The organism is Acidiferrimicrobium sp. IK (assembly GCF_025499425.1).
Taxonomy (GTDB): Bacteria; Actinomycetota; Acidimicrobiia; order Acidimicrobiales; family Palsa-688; genus Acidiferrimicrobium.
This window is the reverse complement of record NZ_JAIMCB010000008.1, coordinates 47,936-63,171: the sequence shown is the minus strand read 5'-3', so window position 1 is coordinate 63,171 and position 15,236 is coordinate 47,936. Positions and strand designations below refer to the sequence as shown.

General features: G+C 70.6%; 13 protein-coding genes and 1 tRNA gene. 5 read left to right on the top strand and 9 right to left on the bottom strand.

Going from position 1 to position 15,236, the window contains the following annotated elements; translation table 11 throughout:
* Nucleotides 1-3: 3 nt before the first annotated feature.
* The 4 genes from K6U06_RS14200 to K6U06_RS14185 all read right to left on the bottom strand — a co-directional run bounded on the left by K6U06_RS14200 (nt 4) and on the right by K6U06_RS14185 (nt 6,100).
* A complete protein-coding gene (locus K6U06_RS14200; RefSeq protein WP_262322607.1) occupies nt 4-1,719 on the bottom strand; it encodes a kelch repeat-containing protein in 1,716 nt (571 codons plus the stop codon).
* 222 nt (nt 1,720-1,941) lie between these two features.
* Complete coding sequence (locus K6U06_RS14195) at nt 1,942-4,365, bottom strand: putative bifunctional diguanylate cyclase/phosphodiesterase (protein WP_262322606.1); 2,424 nt, start codon at nt 4,363-4,365, stop codon at nt 1,942-1,944.
* Between the two features lie 931 nt (nt 4,366-5,296).
* A tRNA-Gly gene (locus tag K6U06_RS14190) sits at nt 5,297-5,367 on the bottom strand.
* A 115-nt stretch (nt 5,368-5,482) separates the two neighbouring features.
* On the bottom strand, nt 5,483-6,100 hold the full coding sequence (locus K6U06_RS14185; RefSeq protein ID WP_262322605.1) for a class I SAM-dependent methyltransferase: 618 nt from the start codon (nt 6,098-6,100) through the stop codon (nt 5,483-5,485).
* A 104-nt stretch (nt 6,101-6,204) separates the two neighbouring features.
* Here K6U06_RS14185 and K6U06_RS14180 point away from each other — a divergent pair, with 104 nt between their 5' ends.
* The gene (locus tag K6U06_RS14180; RefSeq protein ID WP_262322604.1) at nt 6,205-7,155 is read left to right on the top strand and encodes a LysR family transcriptional regulator; all 951 of its coding nucleotides are present in this window, start codon (nt 6,205-6,207) and stop codon (nt 7,153-7,155) included.
* 44 nt (nt 7,156-7,199) lie between these two features.
* Here the strand turns inward: K6U06_RS14180 and K6U06_RS14175 are convergent, their stop codons facing one another.
* The 4 genes from K6U06_RS14175 to K6U06_RS14160 all read right to left on the bottom strand — a co-directional run bounded on the left by K6U06_RS14175 (nt 7,200) and on the right by K6U06_RS14160 (nt 11,202).
* A complete protein-coding gene (locus K6U06_RS14175; protein WP_262322792.1) occupies nt 7,200-8,111 on the bottom strand; it encodes a sulfite exporter TauE/SafE family protein in 912 nt (303 codons plus the stop codon).
* The gene (locus K6U06_RS14170) at nt 8,111-8,254 is read right to left on the bottom strand and encodes a hypothetical protein (RefSeq protein WP_262322603.1); all 144 of its coding nucleotides are present in this window, start codon (nt 8,252-8,254) and stop codon (nt 8,111-8,113) included. The genes K6U06_RS14175 and K6U06_RS14170 overlap by 1 nt, the downstream gene beginning before the upstream one ends.
* A gap of 119 nt (nt 8,255-8,373) precedes the next feature.
* Complete coding sequence (locus tag K6U06_RS14165; RefSeq protein ID WP_262322602.1) at nt 8,374-8,985, bottom strand: class I SAM-dependent methyltransferase; 612 nt, start codon at nt 8,983-8,985, stop codon at nt 8,374-8,376.
* Nucleotides 8,986-9,006: 21 nt separating this feature from the next.
* A complete protein-coding gene (locus K6U06_RS14160) occupies nt 9,007-11,202 on the bottom strand; it encodes an MMPL family transporter (RefSeq protein ID WP_262322601.1) in 2,196 nt (731 codons plus the stop codon).
* A gap of 214 nt (nt 11,203-11,416) precedes the next feature.
* Between K6U06_RS14160 and K6U06_RS14155 the strand changes: the two genes are divergently transcribed.
* Together K6U06_RS14155 and K6U06_RS14150 are read left to right on the top strand one after the other, a co-directional pair.
* Nucleotides 11,417-11,815 (top strand): carboxymuconolactone decarboxylase family protein, encoded by a 399-nt coding sequence (locus K6U06_RS14155; RefSeq protein ID WP_262322600.1) that lies wholly within the window; start codon nt 11,417-11,419, stop codon nt 11,813-11,815.
* Nucleotides 11,816-11,850: 35 nt separating this feature from the next.
* On the top strand, nt 11,851-12,480 hold the full coding sequence (locus tag K6U06_RS14150) for a PIG-L deacetylase family protein (RefSeq protein WP_262322599.1): 630 nt from the start codon (nt 11,851-11,853) through the stop codon (nt 12,478-12,480).
* On the opposite strand, the gene K6U06_RS14145 is transcribed toward K6U06_RS14150, so the two are convergent.
* Entirely contained in the window at nt 12,473-13,252 is a 780-nt protein-coding gene (locus K6U06_RS14145; protein WP_262322598.1) for a phosphatase PAP2 family protein, read from the bottom strand. The genes K6U06_RS14150 and K6U06_RS14145 overlap by 8 nt on opposite strands.
* Nucleotides 13,253-13,620: 368 nt before the next feature.
* On the opposite strand from K6U06_RS14145, the gene K6U06_RS14140 reads away from it, so the two are divergent.
* Together K6U06_RS14140 and K6U06_RS14135 are read left to right on the top strand one after the other, a co-directional pair.
* Nucleotides 13,621-14,031, top strand: a complete 411-nt coding sequence (locus tag K6U06_RS14140) for a hypothetical protein (protein ID WP_262322597.1) — start codon at nt 13,621-13,623, stop codon at nt 14,029-14,031.
* 78 nt (nt 14,032-14,109) lie between these two features.
* Nucleotides 14,110-15,234 carry an ABC transporter substrate-binding protein gene (locus tag K6U06_RS14135; protein WP_262322596.1) on the top strand — a complete coding sequence of 375 codons (1,125 nt, stop codon included), beginning with the start codon at nt 14,110-14,112 and terminating at the stop codon, nt 15,232-15,234.
* Nucleotides 15,235-15,236 lie beyond the last annotated feature (2 nt).

The window sequence follows — 15,236 nt, the reverse complement described above, 5'->3', positions numbered from 1 at the left end:
GAGTCAGGCCGGGTGGGCCCGGGCCCGGCGCCGGCTAGCGACTCCCAGCCCCAACCACGTGCCGAGGGGGAGCAGGACCGCGATGGTCACCATGATCGGGGTCTGCAGGCCTATGCCATGGTGGGCGGGAGCGGAGGCGACGACAAGCACCGGGGTGCTGATGGTGATCGACCCTGCTGGGCCCGGCCCGGACATAACGAAGTGGTGGCTGCCGGCCGCCGCCCCGTCAGGGACCGTGACCGTGGCGGAGAAGGTCCCGTCCGCGTCGGCGGTGTAGGTGCCGATCTCCTCGGGCGTGGAGTGGAAGGTGACCAAGATGGTGGCGCCGGGGCGGAACCCTGCGGCGATCAGCAGCACCGGGGCGCCGGGGCGGACCCGCTCGACGGTGGGGGTCTGCGGCGGCGCTGAGACGTTCCCGCCGGACGACGGTGCGGTGGTTGTCGCCGGCGCGCCGGCCGCCCGAGGGGGGATGGTGGGGGAGGTCGCGGCTGCGGTCGTGGTCGTCGTCGCTCTCGCCCCGCCGCTTCGCCCGAGCACTGTAGGGACGGTGACCGGCGGCGCGACCGTGGTCGCCGGGGCTGCCGGCGGCGTACCGGACGGCGATGCTGAGGTCCGGCCCAGGAGGTAGGTGATGGCGGAGGGAGGACCGCCCGTACTGTCGCCGCCGTAGATCACCACCGTCCCAGTGGCAGCGTCGTAGGCGGCGCCCGCGGCGGCGGTCGAGGGCGGCGAACCGCTCGGGTGCAGCTCGCTCCACGCCGTGCCAGTCCAGGCCCAGGTGTCGTTCAGGGAGGACCCCCCCGCCGACCCGCCCGAGAGCAGCACCCCGCCGACGTCGGGATCCCCGACAAAGGTCGCGCTGGTGCGGCCAGAAGGGCCCGCCGCGGTATCAGCCTTGGCCCAGGTGGCGCCGTTCCATGTCCACGTGTCCGACAGCGCCGGGGTCGCGGCGCCCGACCCGTCGGGGGTCGTCGTCCCCCCGAAGAGCACCGACACGTTGTGGACCGGGTCGAACGCCGCGCTGGCGTCGGTCCGCGCCGGGGGGCTGACCGGCGGGTTGGCCTGGCTCCACGCGCTGCCGTTCCAGGTCCAGGTGTCGCCCAGCGTCGTCGCCCCGGCCGTGCCCTGCGCGGCCATACCGGCACCGGCCGCGCTCGAGCCGGCCGCCGGTGCGGTCGTGGGGGGCGCCTCCGGCCCCGCGGAGGCCGCCGGAGGCGCCCCTGTCCCACCGAAGAGCACCAAGTCGCCGGAAGGGTCGGCGGCCAGAGCGGCGCCTTGCCGCCCGGGCGGGAGCGATGTCCGCGGCGTGACCAGATACCACGATGCGCCGTTCCACGCCCAGGTGTCGTCGAGGTAGGCGCCGGTGCTGTCGAGGCCGCCGAAGAGGATGAGCTGATGCTGGGCGGCGTCGAAGGCCATCGCCGCCCCCGTCCGCGCCGCCGGGCCGCCTCCTGCGATGCTCCAAGTGGTGCCGTTGAACAACCAGGTCTGGTTGGACAGGGCGCCGTTGGCCAAAGTCCCGCCGAAGAGCACCACCGCGTGGATGTCGCTGTCGTAGGCCACCGCCGGGTCGCGCAGCGTCGGCGGCCCGCTCCCGACAGCCATCGCGGTCCAGGTCAGAGAGGGCGGGGCGGCCGCGGCCGCCTCGGGAGCGGTCGGCCCCGAGAAGAGCAGGCCGATGCCTGCCACGCCGACGACCGCCGCCAGGCGGCCGGCCACCGCTGCGAGCGGGCGACGCGCTCGGGCGTGAGCGGCCGGCGTTCGACGCGGGCTGCTCGTCGGGAGCGACTCGGGCGGCGTGGGAAGAGGCGTCATAGGGAGGGCCGGACAACAACACCGAGCGTAGTCGTGGGTGCGGTACGGGCGGCGGTCAGCTCGGACGTCCCGGGACAAAAGCGACGACTGTCTCCCCGACTGGCGGGGCCGGGCAGGCGCAGGCGGTCAGGGGTGGGGATCAGCGGATCGGGTCCGCAACAGCCACGGCAGAAGCGCCTCGCTCGGCAGGGGAGCGGAGAGGAAGTAGCCCTGTCCCTCGTCGCAGCCGAGCTCGGCGAGGCGGTTCCAGGTGTCGGGATCCTCGATTCCCTCGGCCACTGCTCGCAGGCCGAGGTTGTGGGCCAGGTCGACCGTGGAGCGGACGATGGCGTCGTCGCTCGGGTTGCTTAGCATGCCGCTCACGAAGCTGCGGTCGATCTTGACCTCGGTCGCTGGGAGCCGCTTCAGGTACCCGAGTGAGGAGTACCCGGTGCCGAAGTCGTCGATGGAGATGGCAATCCCGAGCGACGAGAGCCGGCCGAGGACGCCGATGGTGCGGGCCGGGTCGGCCATGAGGCTGCCCTCGGTTATCTCGAGGGTCAGCGCTGATGGGTTGACGCCGTGATCGACGAGGACGTCGTGGATCTGGTCGGGGAGGTTGACGTCGAGCACCGAGCGGACCGAGAGGTTGATGGCGATCTCCAGCGGGAACCCGAGGGCACGCAGACGGGTGTGCTGCTCGCAGGCCGAGGACAGCACCGCGAGGGTGAGCGGACGGATGAGCCCGGCGTGCTCGGCCACCGCGATGAACTGGTCAGGGCTGAGCAGTCCGTAGCGGGGATGGCGCCACCGGACCAGCGCCTCGACGCCGCACACGCTGGAGTCGACCAGTCGGGCCTTGGGCTGGTAGTGGACCTCCAGCTCCCCGGCGGTGATGCCCTTGCGCAGGTCGCTGGCCAGCGACAGGCGCCACGGGCTGTAATGGTCGCGGCTGGGGGAGTACATCTCCCAGCCGCTGTGGGCTTCTTTCGCGGCGTACATGGCGACGTCGGCCTGCTGGAGGAGCTTGCCGGCGCTGTCCTCGTCGGTCGCCACCGAGACGCCGACGCTCGCGGTGATCTCGAGTTCGAGCACGCCGACTGAGAAGGGCTGCTCGAGCCCGGTGAGCAGGGACACCGCGGCCTGGGCCGCGTCGCCCGCGGCGGTGTCGGAGAGCAGCACCCCGAACTCGTCGCCCCCTAGGCGGGCGACGACCGAGCCGGGGAACTGCGAGGACAGGCGTTGGGCGACCGAGACGAGCAGGAGGTCACCGTGGTCGTGGCCCAGGGTGTCGTTGACCTCTTTGAACCGGTCCAGGTCGGCCAGGAGGATCGCCGTGGGTCGGGGAGCGACCCCGACGAGGTCGTTGAAACGGCGCCGGTTGGGCAGCCCGGTCAGCTGGTCGTGGAAGGAGTCGTGGCGCAGGCGGTCCACCAGGCGGTTCCGCTCGAGAAACACCGCCACGTGGTTGGCGAGGGTCTCGAGAAGACGTAGGTCTTCGGTGGTGAGCGCCCGCAGCGTGGTGCTTCCGCTGACGCCGAGCGTCCCGATCAACCGGCCGCGCACCCGCAGGGGGGCCCGCATCCCGGGTCCGCTGGGCTGGGTCTCGGCGTCTCCCGGAAGAGGGGCCCCGGCGGCCACGTCGGGCAGCAGGAGGGGGGTGTCGGCCAACAGCGCGGCTGGGAGCGGACCGTCGCCGGCCTCGAACACCGAGCCGTCGGAGTCGAGGGTCACCGATGAGCGCTGCCAGCCGCCGTCGTCGAGCAGCACGACTTCTGCCTGCTGGACGCCGAGGCGGGTGCAGACGTTGCGGAGCATCGAAGCGGCCGGGTCGGAGTCGGTCTCGGTCTCCAGCTGCCGGGTGAAGTCGTATAGCGACTCGAGTCGGTCGTAGGCGTGGCCAAAGCGGACCACGGCTCGGAACACGACCCTGGCGACGACGGCCGGCACGACCATGATCGCCAGCACGACGAATCCGTGGGATTGGTAGAGCCGCCCGACGACGAGTCCCAGCACCCCGAACCCGAACTCGATCAGCGTCGAGAGGCGAAGATCGAGCACGATCTGGTGGATGGGCTGGCCCGACTGCATCGAGACGAACGGGAAGACCAGCGCGTAGTTGGCGACCACGTACGTTGCGGTGGTGAGGAAGAGCCTCAGGGGCAGCCACGTCGGTCCGTACTGGTAGACCGCGGCCGCGCTGAGACTGACGAGGAGCAGCTGGGCGCTGTTGAAGAGCACCACCTGGTAGCGGCGGGCTCGCAGCCCCTTCCACTCCAGCCCGTCGCAGAGCACCACGAGCATGGCGCCTAGGAGCCGCCCGTGACGGGGCATGGCTGCCACGGCTCCGAGCACCAAGATTGAACTCGGTGACACGGCTAGCCGGAGCACCAGCAACTCCGCCGCGAAGTTCTCGGACAGCACGATGAGCACTCCGAAGAGCACCACGGTGGCCCAAGCGACATTCGACCCTTGGGTCCGGACTATCAGTGCCAGCATGGAAACGGCCAGCACGACAACCGCGACGGTCCATCGTCGCAGTCCGCGTCCGCTTTTCAATGCATCTGACACCCGAACGGACCCTCTTCGGTCGTGGCCGAACAGAGGTCGCGGCCGCCCACGGGAGTCTAGTCAGACTGACGTGGGCGCACGGGGATCACGCAAAGCCGGAAGGGAAATCCGGTGTCACGGACGACAGTTGGGGATCGAGGGGGCGCGAAGTGCCCTCGATCATACCCGGTAGCAGGGGCTATCGGAGGGCGCCGGAGATCGTGAACGCCGACGCAAATGGGGAGGGGATCAAACGATACGGACGGTGCGCATTGCGGCGGAGTCCTTTCTTACGTAAGTGTCCGGTTCGGGGGAGGCCCTCAAAGGCTTCAATGTAGGACCCGACCGGTCTCGTGAACTGTGGAAAACGTGGAGCAAAAATTACTGCCGTGTGAGTTGATCTCGATCTCCGCAATGACAGCGCCCCACAGGGGAGAGATACGGTCCGAACATGACGGCCGCCAAGCGGATCGTCCTAGTCTGACCTGCCCTTTCCAAGGGAGCTGCTGACCTCCGAAGACCGATCACTACTTTCATAGTGGTTACGACCACTGACGATGCCGAAGAGAGTTTTAGTCTCGCCGTCGCCGTCTGCTCACTGAGTGTGACACATCTCCCGTGGCGTTTTCAAGGTCCATCAAAGAGAATTTCGGCAGGCGTGATCCAGGGATAGGTCGCGAGACTCAGGCAACTATACGTATAGCGGTGGATCGACCGCGCAGCGAGAGATTCCGGCTATACCCGTGGGAAGGGACGGCTCGGCAAACGACGCAGTCCATCCAGAACCGGACAAATCCGCAAGTAAGGGCGAACCAGTGCGGCACAGGAGAGCCCGGCACACACGAGCCCGGCAGGGGCGGCGGGGTGCGCCTGCCGCCCGGTCTCGGAGAGGACCAGGACCGGCCTGCTGCGACCGAGAAGGTCGAGCGGCGCACCCCGCCAGCGTTCCCGGAGCGGGCGACGGGAGTCGAACCCGCGTAGCCGACTTGGAAGGACGGTGCTCTACCGTTGAGCTACGCCCGCGGGCAGCCAAGACACTAACGCCCCGGCGCGGACTTGGCGACGTCGGTGCGTCGCTGGCTGCCTCCGGGCTCGCTGCAGCGGCGCCGCGAAGCGCCGGGGGATGGCTAGCTAGGGGCTAGCTGGCGGGATCAGCCGGGGCGGGACCGGCGGCGGTGACGAGGGTGTCGACTGCCCGACCCGATCCCGTGTCGCGGGCTACGACTCCGGCGTGGAGGACCGACAGCCCGGCGTCAGCGAGCCAGGCGGCGACCTTCGGCGCTCTCCAGAGGATCGCCGGGTCCTGTGGCCCCCCGACCCCTCCCTCCAGGTTGGCGAGGTCGTGGCCGACCGCTATCAGGCGGCCGCCGCCCGCGACAGCGAGCGCAGCGCGGCGCATGACCGCCTCCAGGTCGGGCGCCGGCAGGTGCAGGTAGGCGACGATGACGAGGTCGTAGGTGCCCGGCGTAGGGTCCCAGGCCGTGGCGTCCGCGCAGACCCACTCGATCCGTCCGGAGAGCCCGAGCTTGTCGGCAATCTTCTCTCCTTTGGCCAGGCCGACCGCGGAGAAGTCCACCGCGGTGACCGTCCAGCCCCGCTCCGCGAGCCAGATGGCGTTGCGTCCTTCACCCGCGGCTAGATCGAGGGCCCGCCCGGGAGGGAGGTCGGCGGCCTCCGCGGCCACGAACTGGTTGGCGTCGCCGGTCCACACCAAGTCGGCAGTCGCGTACCGCGCATCCCATGCAGCTGCGTCCATCGAGCTCACCTCCGGTCTGTGGTCGGCAGGGCGGTCATGCCCACCGAGGGGCGGATGGTTCGGGCCATGGGGCGTCTCCTGGTTCGTGGGACACTGGGCAGTCGATGGGCGCTGAACACGGGGACGCAGTGGGCTACCGGAGCTCCGCGCTCGACGTGCGTCGTCTCAGCTTGTTCCTGGCGGTGGTCGATCATGGCGGGTTCTCGAAGGCGGCGCACGCCGTTCACCTCTCCCAGCCTGCCTTGTCCCAGGCGGTCGCGGAGCTCGAGGCAGAGCTGGGGGGCCCGCTGTTCCACCGGCTCGGCCGGTCGGTGTCGCTGACCGACGCGGGCGCGGCGCTGGTCGGACCGGCCCGCAGCGTGTTGCGGTCCCTGGACGCCGCCCGCCAGGTGGCGTCGGAGCTGACCGGTCTGGCCCGGGGTCGCCTCGAGCTGTCTGCGCTGCGGACCCTGTCTTCGGACCCGCTGCCGGAGCTGCTCGGTCGGTTCTGTCGCCTCTATCCCCAGATCGACGTTCGGCTGGCCTCCCCCGATCATCCAGCGGAGCTGGTGGAGCAGATCCGCTCCGGCGAGGCGGAGATCGGCTTGACCGCCGTGGCCGGCATCCCGCCCGGCCTGGTGGCCGTCCCCATCGGAGCGCAGTCCTTCCAGGTGGTGTTCCCTCCGGGCACTCAACGGGGCACCGGTCCCGTCCGGCCTGATGAGCTGGCCGCGGTGTCGCTGATCGCTACGCCGCGGGGAACCTCGGGGCGCGACCTTCTCGACGGTTGGTTCGCCGGCGCCGGGCTGCAAGCGACGGTGGCCGTCGAGACCGGGCAGCGGGAGGCGGTGGTGCCCCTGGTCTTGGCGGGGGCCGGGGCGGCGCTGGTCCCCGCCGGGGCGGCTCGCCTGGCCGCCGCCGCCGGCGCCCTGACCGCAACCGTGGAGCCGCCCCTCGTCAGGCACCTGGCGGTGGTCCATCGCCCGGGACCGCTCACGCCGGCTGCCGGTGCGTTCCTCGCGTTGATCGCCGAGGCGTTCCCCGATGGGGCGTCCGCCGGGGCGGAGGCGGGCTGAGGCGGGTGGCGCTGGCCGCGAGCGGAAGGGGTCTGTCACGGCGCTCAGATCAGGTGACCGACGCTTCGGGCGCCGGTGTAGATGGCGACGGCGACGAGGAGAAGAGCGAACGCCCCCACCAGCTTCTCGGGCCTGGTCGTGGACGCCACCCGGCTCCCGAGGAGCGTGCCGACGACGGCCGCGCCGGTGAACACGACCAGCAGCTTGGCGTCGACATGGGCAGGGCTCGACAGCCTTGAGACAAGAGCGGACGCGGAGTTGATGGCGATGACGAGGAGGGACGTGCCCACGGCGGTGGCCATGTCGAAGCCGAGGGCCACCACCAGCGCCGGGACGACGACGAAACCGCCGCCGACCCCGAAGAAACCGGTCAGCAGGCCCACCACCGTGGCGGCCGCGAGGACCCGCGCCGGTGAGCTCCGCGCTGGCCGCCCAGACCGTCGGCGTCCATCGGCGCCGCTCGCAGCCGGCGCCGCCCCGACCCGCGCCGCGCTGGACGGGGTTGCGTACCCCACCGCCACCGACGCGCTGCCAAGGGGGCTAACCGCCGCCGGTACCGCGCCGGCTGGCGCGGTCGCTCCGTCGCCGGCCGGGACCTCGGAGCGCCGGCGGCGCAGCATGGCGGCCGCGGCCAGCACGATGAGAACCGAGAACGCGGCGAGGAGGGCGTTGGGGTCGATGGTGGCCGACAGCCGGCTGCCGAGGTAGGAGCCGCCCGCGCCGAGCACCCCGAACACCAGGCCGGAGCGGACCTGCACCCTTCCCGCCCGCAGGTGCGCACCCATGCCAGCCAGGGACGTGACCCCCACGATGATCAGCGACGCGGTCGTCGAGCCGTGGGGGCTCTGCCCGAGGAGATAGACCAGGGCGGGGACGGTGAGGATCGACCCTCCTCCGCCGAGCGCCCCGAGGCTGAGGCCGATGAGCGCTCCTACCGGGATGGCAAGAAGGAGCATCACGCACCGGATCGGTTGGTGACGCTCGAGCCGGCGCCGGTCGCCGGCGCGGAGCTGTCTTCGACGAGCGCGACGATGGCGTCGTCCGCCACGCAGATGCCGTCCCCCAGGCCCACTGAGTCGATCGGGATGACGGAATTCACGCAGGACGCTCCTTGGACATATACCCAGGGGGGTATGTATCCATGTTCCCCAACGCGACGGTCCTTGTCCAAGCGGAACCTCGGATCGGCCGATAAGTCAGGCTTATCGGCGCGGTCGCTCAATCGCTCGCCGCCGTCCCCTCGTAGAAGTAGCCGAAGGCAGCCGGGTGCGACGCGACGTAGCGCTCGAGCCGCTCGAGGCGGAAACCGGCGCCTTCCAGCAACGCGTCGATGGGCCGGTTGAGGTGGCAGCCGCCGGCGATCTTGCTCCATGCGGGGGTCAGCCGATCCTGCCAGCGGGCCACCTCCTGGCGGGGGGACCTGCCGTGCTCCACGAAATGGAGCGTGCCGCCGGGCTTGAGAACCCGCCGCAGCTCGGCCAGGGCCCGCCCTGGATCGGGAATGGTGCACAGCGTCCAGGTGAGCAGCGCATGGTCGGCGCTCGCCTTGTCGAGGAGCAGCTGCTGGCCGTCCAGCCCGGCGTAGTCGACCCGCACCCCCCGGGCAGCCACCCGTCCGGCCGCCAGCCTGCGGGCGCCGAGGGACGGGTCGACGGCCAAGACGCTGGTGACCGCTGCCGGGTAGTGGGGCACGTTCCGGCCGGAACCGAAACCGACCTCGAGGACGGTCCCGGCCAGGCCAGCGGCCACACGGGAGCGGATCTCTTCCATCGGTCGCCCGAGGGCGACATCGATCAGCCGCGGGAGGACCCGCTCCTCATAGAACCCCACTACCCGAGTCTGCCAGGTCCCTCAGTGAGCGAAACGGACGTGGGGAACGACCCGGTCCATCCACCGGGGGCGGTGCCAGGCGGCATGGCCGCCGAGGCGCAGCACCACGGGCAGCAGCACCATCCGGACGATGAGGGCGTCGAGGGCGACGGCGACGGCGAGGATGACGCCCATCTCCTTCGGGGCGAGCGGTCCGGAGAGCGCGAAGGTCAGAAAGACTGCGATCATGACCGCCGCGGCGGACACGACCACACGGCCCGAGGTCCCGACCGAACCCACCATCGCGTGCTCGGGGTCGGGGTGGGTCTCGTAGCGCTCCTTGGCCGCTGAGAGCAAAAACAGCGTGTAGTCCATGGCCACACCGAACACCATCGCACCGAAGAACAGCGGACCCCATGCGTCAACGAACCCCTGGGGAGTGAAGTTGAGCAGGCCGGAGAGGTGGCCGTCTTGGAAGATGAGCCTGGCGATGCCGAACGCTCCCGCGACCGACAGACCGGTCGCCGCGACCCCGGCGGCCGCGATCAGGGGAGCACCGAGCGCCACGAGCAGCAACAGGAACCCCATGGCGGCCAGGATCCCGAACACGAGCAAGGTTCGAGAGGCCAGGGCCCGCTGCAGGTCGTGGTTCTCGGCCGCGGCGCCACCGACCAGGCTGCCGGCCGGCAGGGCGTGACGAATCCGGTCGATGGTGGCACCGGTCGCCGCAGTGGACGGTCCTGTGGTCGGGACCACCTGATCGAGGGTGTAGCCGGCGTTGCTCGGTCCGGGGACCACGCCCGCCACTCCCTCGGTGGCGTTCAAGGCGTGCAAGGCTTCGGCCTGCTGGCTTGCCGGCACGACCACTTGGAGGGTCCCCGGCGCACCAGGCCCGAAGGCCGCGGTGACCTGGTCGTAGCCGACCCGGGCATTGGCCGACGACGGGATAATCGTGATGGACGGCATCGATGTGCGCAGCCCGAGCACCGGAAGGGCGGTGAGGGCGAGCACTGCGAGGGCCGCGACGCCAGCGACGACGGGATGCTTCCACAGGCCCCGACCCCACGCGTGGAGTCGCTGCTCGAGCTGGTGGCCATGGGGGTGCTCTCGAGGCGCCGCGTGGCGGTGCAACCGCAGCCTGCCGCTGTCGACGCGGGTCCCCAGCTTTCCGAGCACCGCCGGCAGGAGCGTGAGGGTGGCGGCCAAGACGGCCAGGACCGAGAGCATGATGCCCACCGCCATCGACCGGAAGGCGGGAGACGGGACCAGCAGAATGGCCGCCAGGGAGGCGAGGACCGTAACCGCGGAGAACGCAACCGCCTTGCCCGCGGTGGCCACGGTCTCAGCGGCTGCGGCGGCCGAGGCCTCCCGGTCCCCGGGCTGCGCACCACGGCGGTGCAGCGCTGCCCTGAAGCGCACGACCAGGAACAAGGCGTAATCGATCCCGAGGGCCAGGGCGAACATGAGCGCGAAGTTGAGGGCCCAGATCGAGATCGGGGCGATATGGGTGCCGATGACCAGCGCGCCGGCGGCGACCAACAGCCCGGCCATGGTCAGCATGAGGGGCAGCCCGGCGGCCACCAGGCTCCCGAACGCGATGGCCAAGATGGCCAACGTCACCGGCCATGACAGCATCTCGGATCGCATCATCGCCGAGTGGTTGGCCGAGTTGAAGTTCGCCCAGAGGGCGCTGTCGCCGGTGAGGGTGACGGATATCCCGGGCGTGGCGAGTCGGGACAGGGGCTTGGCCAGGTGCTCAGCGGCGGTCACCATGGCGTTGGTCCCGGCTGCCGCGCCCGCAGTGATGATCCCGGTCCGCCCGTCCCTGGAGAGCGACGCACCTGGCTGGGGAGGCACGACCGTCGACACCCGCTTGTCGGCGCGGAGGGTGGCGGTGACCTGGTCTATGACCCGCTGCGCAGCGGGGTCGGTGGCGAGCGGGCCGCGCTGGTCGACCACGACCACCTGGAGGGCGCTGGCGCCGAGGCCGGAGAAGTCCTTCTGGATGAGGTTTCGGGCCGCGACCGACTGGGACGTGGAGTCCTGCCAGCCAGCCCCGGCCAGCGAGGACTGGACCTTGGGGGCGAACACCCCGAAGAGGATGAGGATGGCCAGCCATGTCAACAGCACCGGGCGCAGGTGGCTGCCCGTCCAGTAGCCGAGGCGGGCCATCAAGCCGGCCGACGATGGGTCGGCGTGATCGCCGGTCGCCGCGGGGGCGGAATGGGTCGTGGTCATCTGGCGTCGTCCTCCACGCTGTACAGGGATACCCGGGGGGGTATCACCATGATGGGGTTGGCGGAGCCGCTAGCGCAATCCGAAGATCCGATCGGGCCATAACCGGGCGCCTATGGCAGTGATCGACGAGCCGGGTGTGTCGGGTCGTCGCCTGGGGCGCGGAGGTGCCGTTCGGCCCTACTCGCAGAACCGATGACGGCAGGATCCTCGCACTATGAGCAACTACCGACAGCTGGTCAGGGACCTAGCGGAGCCGACCCGGGGCCTGCGCGACGCCATCCCGGAGGTGTGGTCTGGCTTCGCCGCCATGCACCACGCCGCAGTAGCCGAAGGGGCGGTGCCCGCCCGGATCAAGGAGCTCACCGCGCTGGCGATAGCGGTGGTCAAGCAGTGCGACGGCTGTATCGCCTACCACGCCAAGGCCGCCGCCAGGGCCGGGGCCACCGCCGAGGAGGTGGCCGAGATGCTCGGCGTTGCCCTCCTCATGGACGGCGGCACCGCGAGCGTTTACGGGCCCCGGGCGTGGCAGGCCTATCACGAGTTTTCTGATCAGTCGCCGCCGCAGGCCCACCAGCCGGAGGCGGTCCCCGCGCCGCAGGCGGGCCGGCCGTGACGTTGACGCCGCCGCTTGACTCCTTCCGTTCGGTAATGGCGGTGTGTGCCCATCCCGACGACGAGTCCTTCGGGCTCGGAGCGCTCATCGCCGAGCTGGTCGAGGGTGGCAGCCGGGTCGGTCTGGTGACTTTCACCCACGGGGAGGCATCCACCCTCGGCGACCTGACTCCCGAGGAGGTGGGCCCCGAGCGGGTCGGGGAGCTCTCGGCCGCCACCAAGGTCCTCGGGATCGAGGCCGCGTCGCTTCTGGACTACCCCGACGGCCGGCTGGCGGAGGTGCCAGTCGAGGAGCTGGCGGACCACGTGGTTCGCGTGGCCGAACCGCTCGGAGCCGACTGCTTGGTCACCTTCGACCGCGGCGGCATCACCGGCCACCCGGACCATTGCCGGGCGACCGACGCCGCGCTGGCCGCGGCGGAAAGGCTGCAGATCCCGGCCCTGGGCTGGACGCTGCCCGCCGCGGTCAGCTGCCGGCTGCGGGCCGAAGGAGCCGGCGGGTTCGTCGGCAGACCCGCGGCCGAGATCGACGTCACGGTGACCGTCGACCGCCGCCGCCAGCTCGCGGCGATCGCCTGCCACGCCAGCCAATCGACCGCCAACCCGGTGCTGTGGCGACGCCTGGAGCTGCAAGGGTCCCAAGAGGCATGCCGTTGGCTCAGGTGACGCTCATCGCGCTTTTCCGGCCCCGCTGTTCCTCCGGGCGCCGGCGCCGCTCCCACAGCGCCGAGATCCCGTACCCGAAGGCGATGATCGCCGCACCGGCGGCGGTGTCGGTGAAGTAGTGGTTGGCGGTGATGATGATGCACGCCAGCGTGATCGCCGGGTAGGCGAGGGCCAGGCCCTTCATCCAACGCCGGGGCAGGATCGACCAAAGGACCAGGCCACACCACAACGCCCAGGCGAAGTGGAGGCTGGGCATCGCCGCGTACTGGTCCGAGACGTGGAGCATCGGCCCGGAGTCGACGTTCCACAACCCGCCCACGGTCTTTAGGGTGTCGGTGAAGCCGTAGGCGCCGGGTAGCAGCCGCGGCGGCATGAGCGGGAACAAGGCAAAGCCCACGAGGGCCACCGCGGTGGCGGTGGCCAGCGTGTTGCGCCACGGCCGGTACTGGCTCGGCCGGGCGAAGAACAGCGCGACGAGGACCGCGGTGGTCACGACGAAGTGAGTCGTGGCGTACCAGACGTCGAGTGACTCGACCAAGAAGCGGTAGTGGAGAGCCCAGTGTTGGATGTCGGCCTCTTGGAAGATCCCTATCGCCTTCTCCAGGCCAACCACCCGGCGGGCATTGGCGAACGCGAGGGACGCCGACACCGGACGGGTGCCGCGCAGATCGCGCACGAGGGTGTAGACGGCGTAGAAGGCTGCGATCACCGCGACCTCCCGCTTCCACGACAGGCGGGCAGTCGGAGCGGCTGGGGCGGGCGCAGCAGTCAAGGGTGGCGGGTTGCCGGGCAGAGGCGGCAGGTCGCGCGATCCGCGACGGCGCGCCGTGCTGTCCCTGGTGGGTGCAGCAGTCAAGGTGAGTTGTCCTCTGTGTGCGCAGGCGCGACGAGGCGCCCGCTTCGGTCATGTCCTGACCGCCGGGGCGCGCCCGCGGGCGACGCCTCCTAGGGTGCGGTCAGCGCAGCCGACAGTGAGGGGGAGCCCGGCTCGACCAGCGTACGATCGCGGCCGTGCAGCGCAGCAGGGCTGACGACAGTGGGGCCCGCCCGTCGCAGGTCGGGCACTCGACCGCCGGGCGCTGAGCTGCGATCAGCTCGGCGCCACCGCCGGGGGCTGCGTGCAGTCTGAGCTGACCGTAGGTGATCGCCGAGCTGGCCGCGCTCGGCGTCCGATTGGCGTGGGCGCCGGGTCCAGCGGAATCCGGCCGCGCCGACGAAGCGCCGGGGGCGTGGCTGCTCGCCGCGGGGGCTGCTGCCATCGGCCGGCCCGAGGCGGTACCTACGTCCGACGCCAGCGGAGTGAAGCGGCCGATGATCAGCGACAGCGCCAAGGTGACGACGGCGACGACGGCCACCACCCTCACGGCCCAGTGCGCCGTCTCCCTCGTCGGATCTGTTGCAGGCCCGGCGCGCGAGGGCAGGGCGGGCGGCACGGCAGGTAGCGTATTCGGCGCAACCGCGGCGCCGACGGTCGGGCGCGGCGCGCTGGCGAGATTGTCCCGATGTTCGGAGGTCTCCCGGTCATCAAACCTTCTCTCGCCGTCAACCTGAGCTCCGGTCTGTGTTCACTTCGGTTCTCTACGGTCTGTAACTGCTGTTAGCCCAGACCTGCAACGAAGGGACCGAACCATGATCGTCCGACGAGGCCGCCGCGCCGCGGCCGGCGCTGCCGCAGTCGCCACCGTCGCTGTTCTGGCCGCGGCGTGCGGATCGAGCAACTCCACCAACGCCTCGGCCACGACCGCCGCCGGACCAGCCGCCACCAGCTCCGCGTCCGCGGCGGCCAGCTCGTCGGGCGTCGTCCCGCTCGTCGTGTACTCCGCCCAGGGATACGACTCCAAGGTGACGGCGGCGTTCTCCAAGGCCACTGGCATCCCGGTGAAGTTGGACGACGACAGCACCGGTCCGCTGCTCACCAAGATCGCCGCGGAGCGCAACAACCCGCAGTGGGGTCTGCTGTGGGTCGACGGCGACACCGCCTTCGCCGCGCTCGATAAGCAGGGCCAGCTGCTCGACTACGCACCGCCGATCACGCTCAACGCGCCGGGGGAGGCCCTGGTCCCCGCGGACCACTCCTACATCCCGGTGTCCACGACGGTGATGGCCGCACTGATATACAACGCGGCGAAGGTCACCGCAGTGCCATCTTCCTATCAGGACCTCTTGAGCGCGCCCTACAAGGGAAAGGTCGGGATGAACGACCCCTCCCAATCCGGGCCGACGTACCCGTTCATCGCCGGCCTGATGAACCAGCTCGGCGGCACCACCGGAGGAGTCCAGGCCGGTGAGACCTACTTCAAGCAGCTGAAGGCCAACGGCCTGCAGGTCTTTCCCACCAACGGCGACACGCTCCACGCCCTCGAGACCGGGCAGATCGACTACGGCCTCATCCAAAGCTCGGCCGCGACCGGCGAGGTGGCCACCAAGCCGGCCAACGCGTCGTTCCAGCCGAAGATCGCCTACCTGCCCAAATCCACGCTCCTGCCGGGCGTCATCGGCATCGACAAAGCGGCCCCGGCTGCCGAGCAAGCCGAAGCCAAGAAGTTCGTCCAGTACGTGCTGTCACCCGCCGGCCAGCAGGTGATGCAGACCGGTGACCCGACCGGCGACTCCTTGTACTGGCCGGTCGTGCCGGGGCTGGCGGCAGCGCCGTCGCTCCCGGCGTTCCCGACCGACTACCAGAAGATCGACCCGTACTTCTGGGGGCCGCTCGAGGGGCAGATCAACACGTTCTTCGACACCACCATCAAGTAACC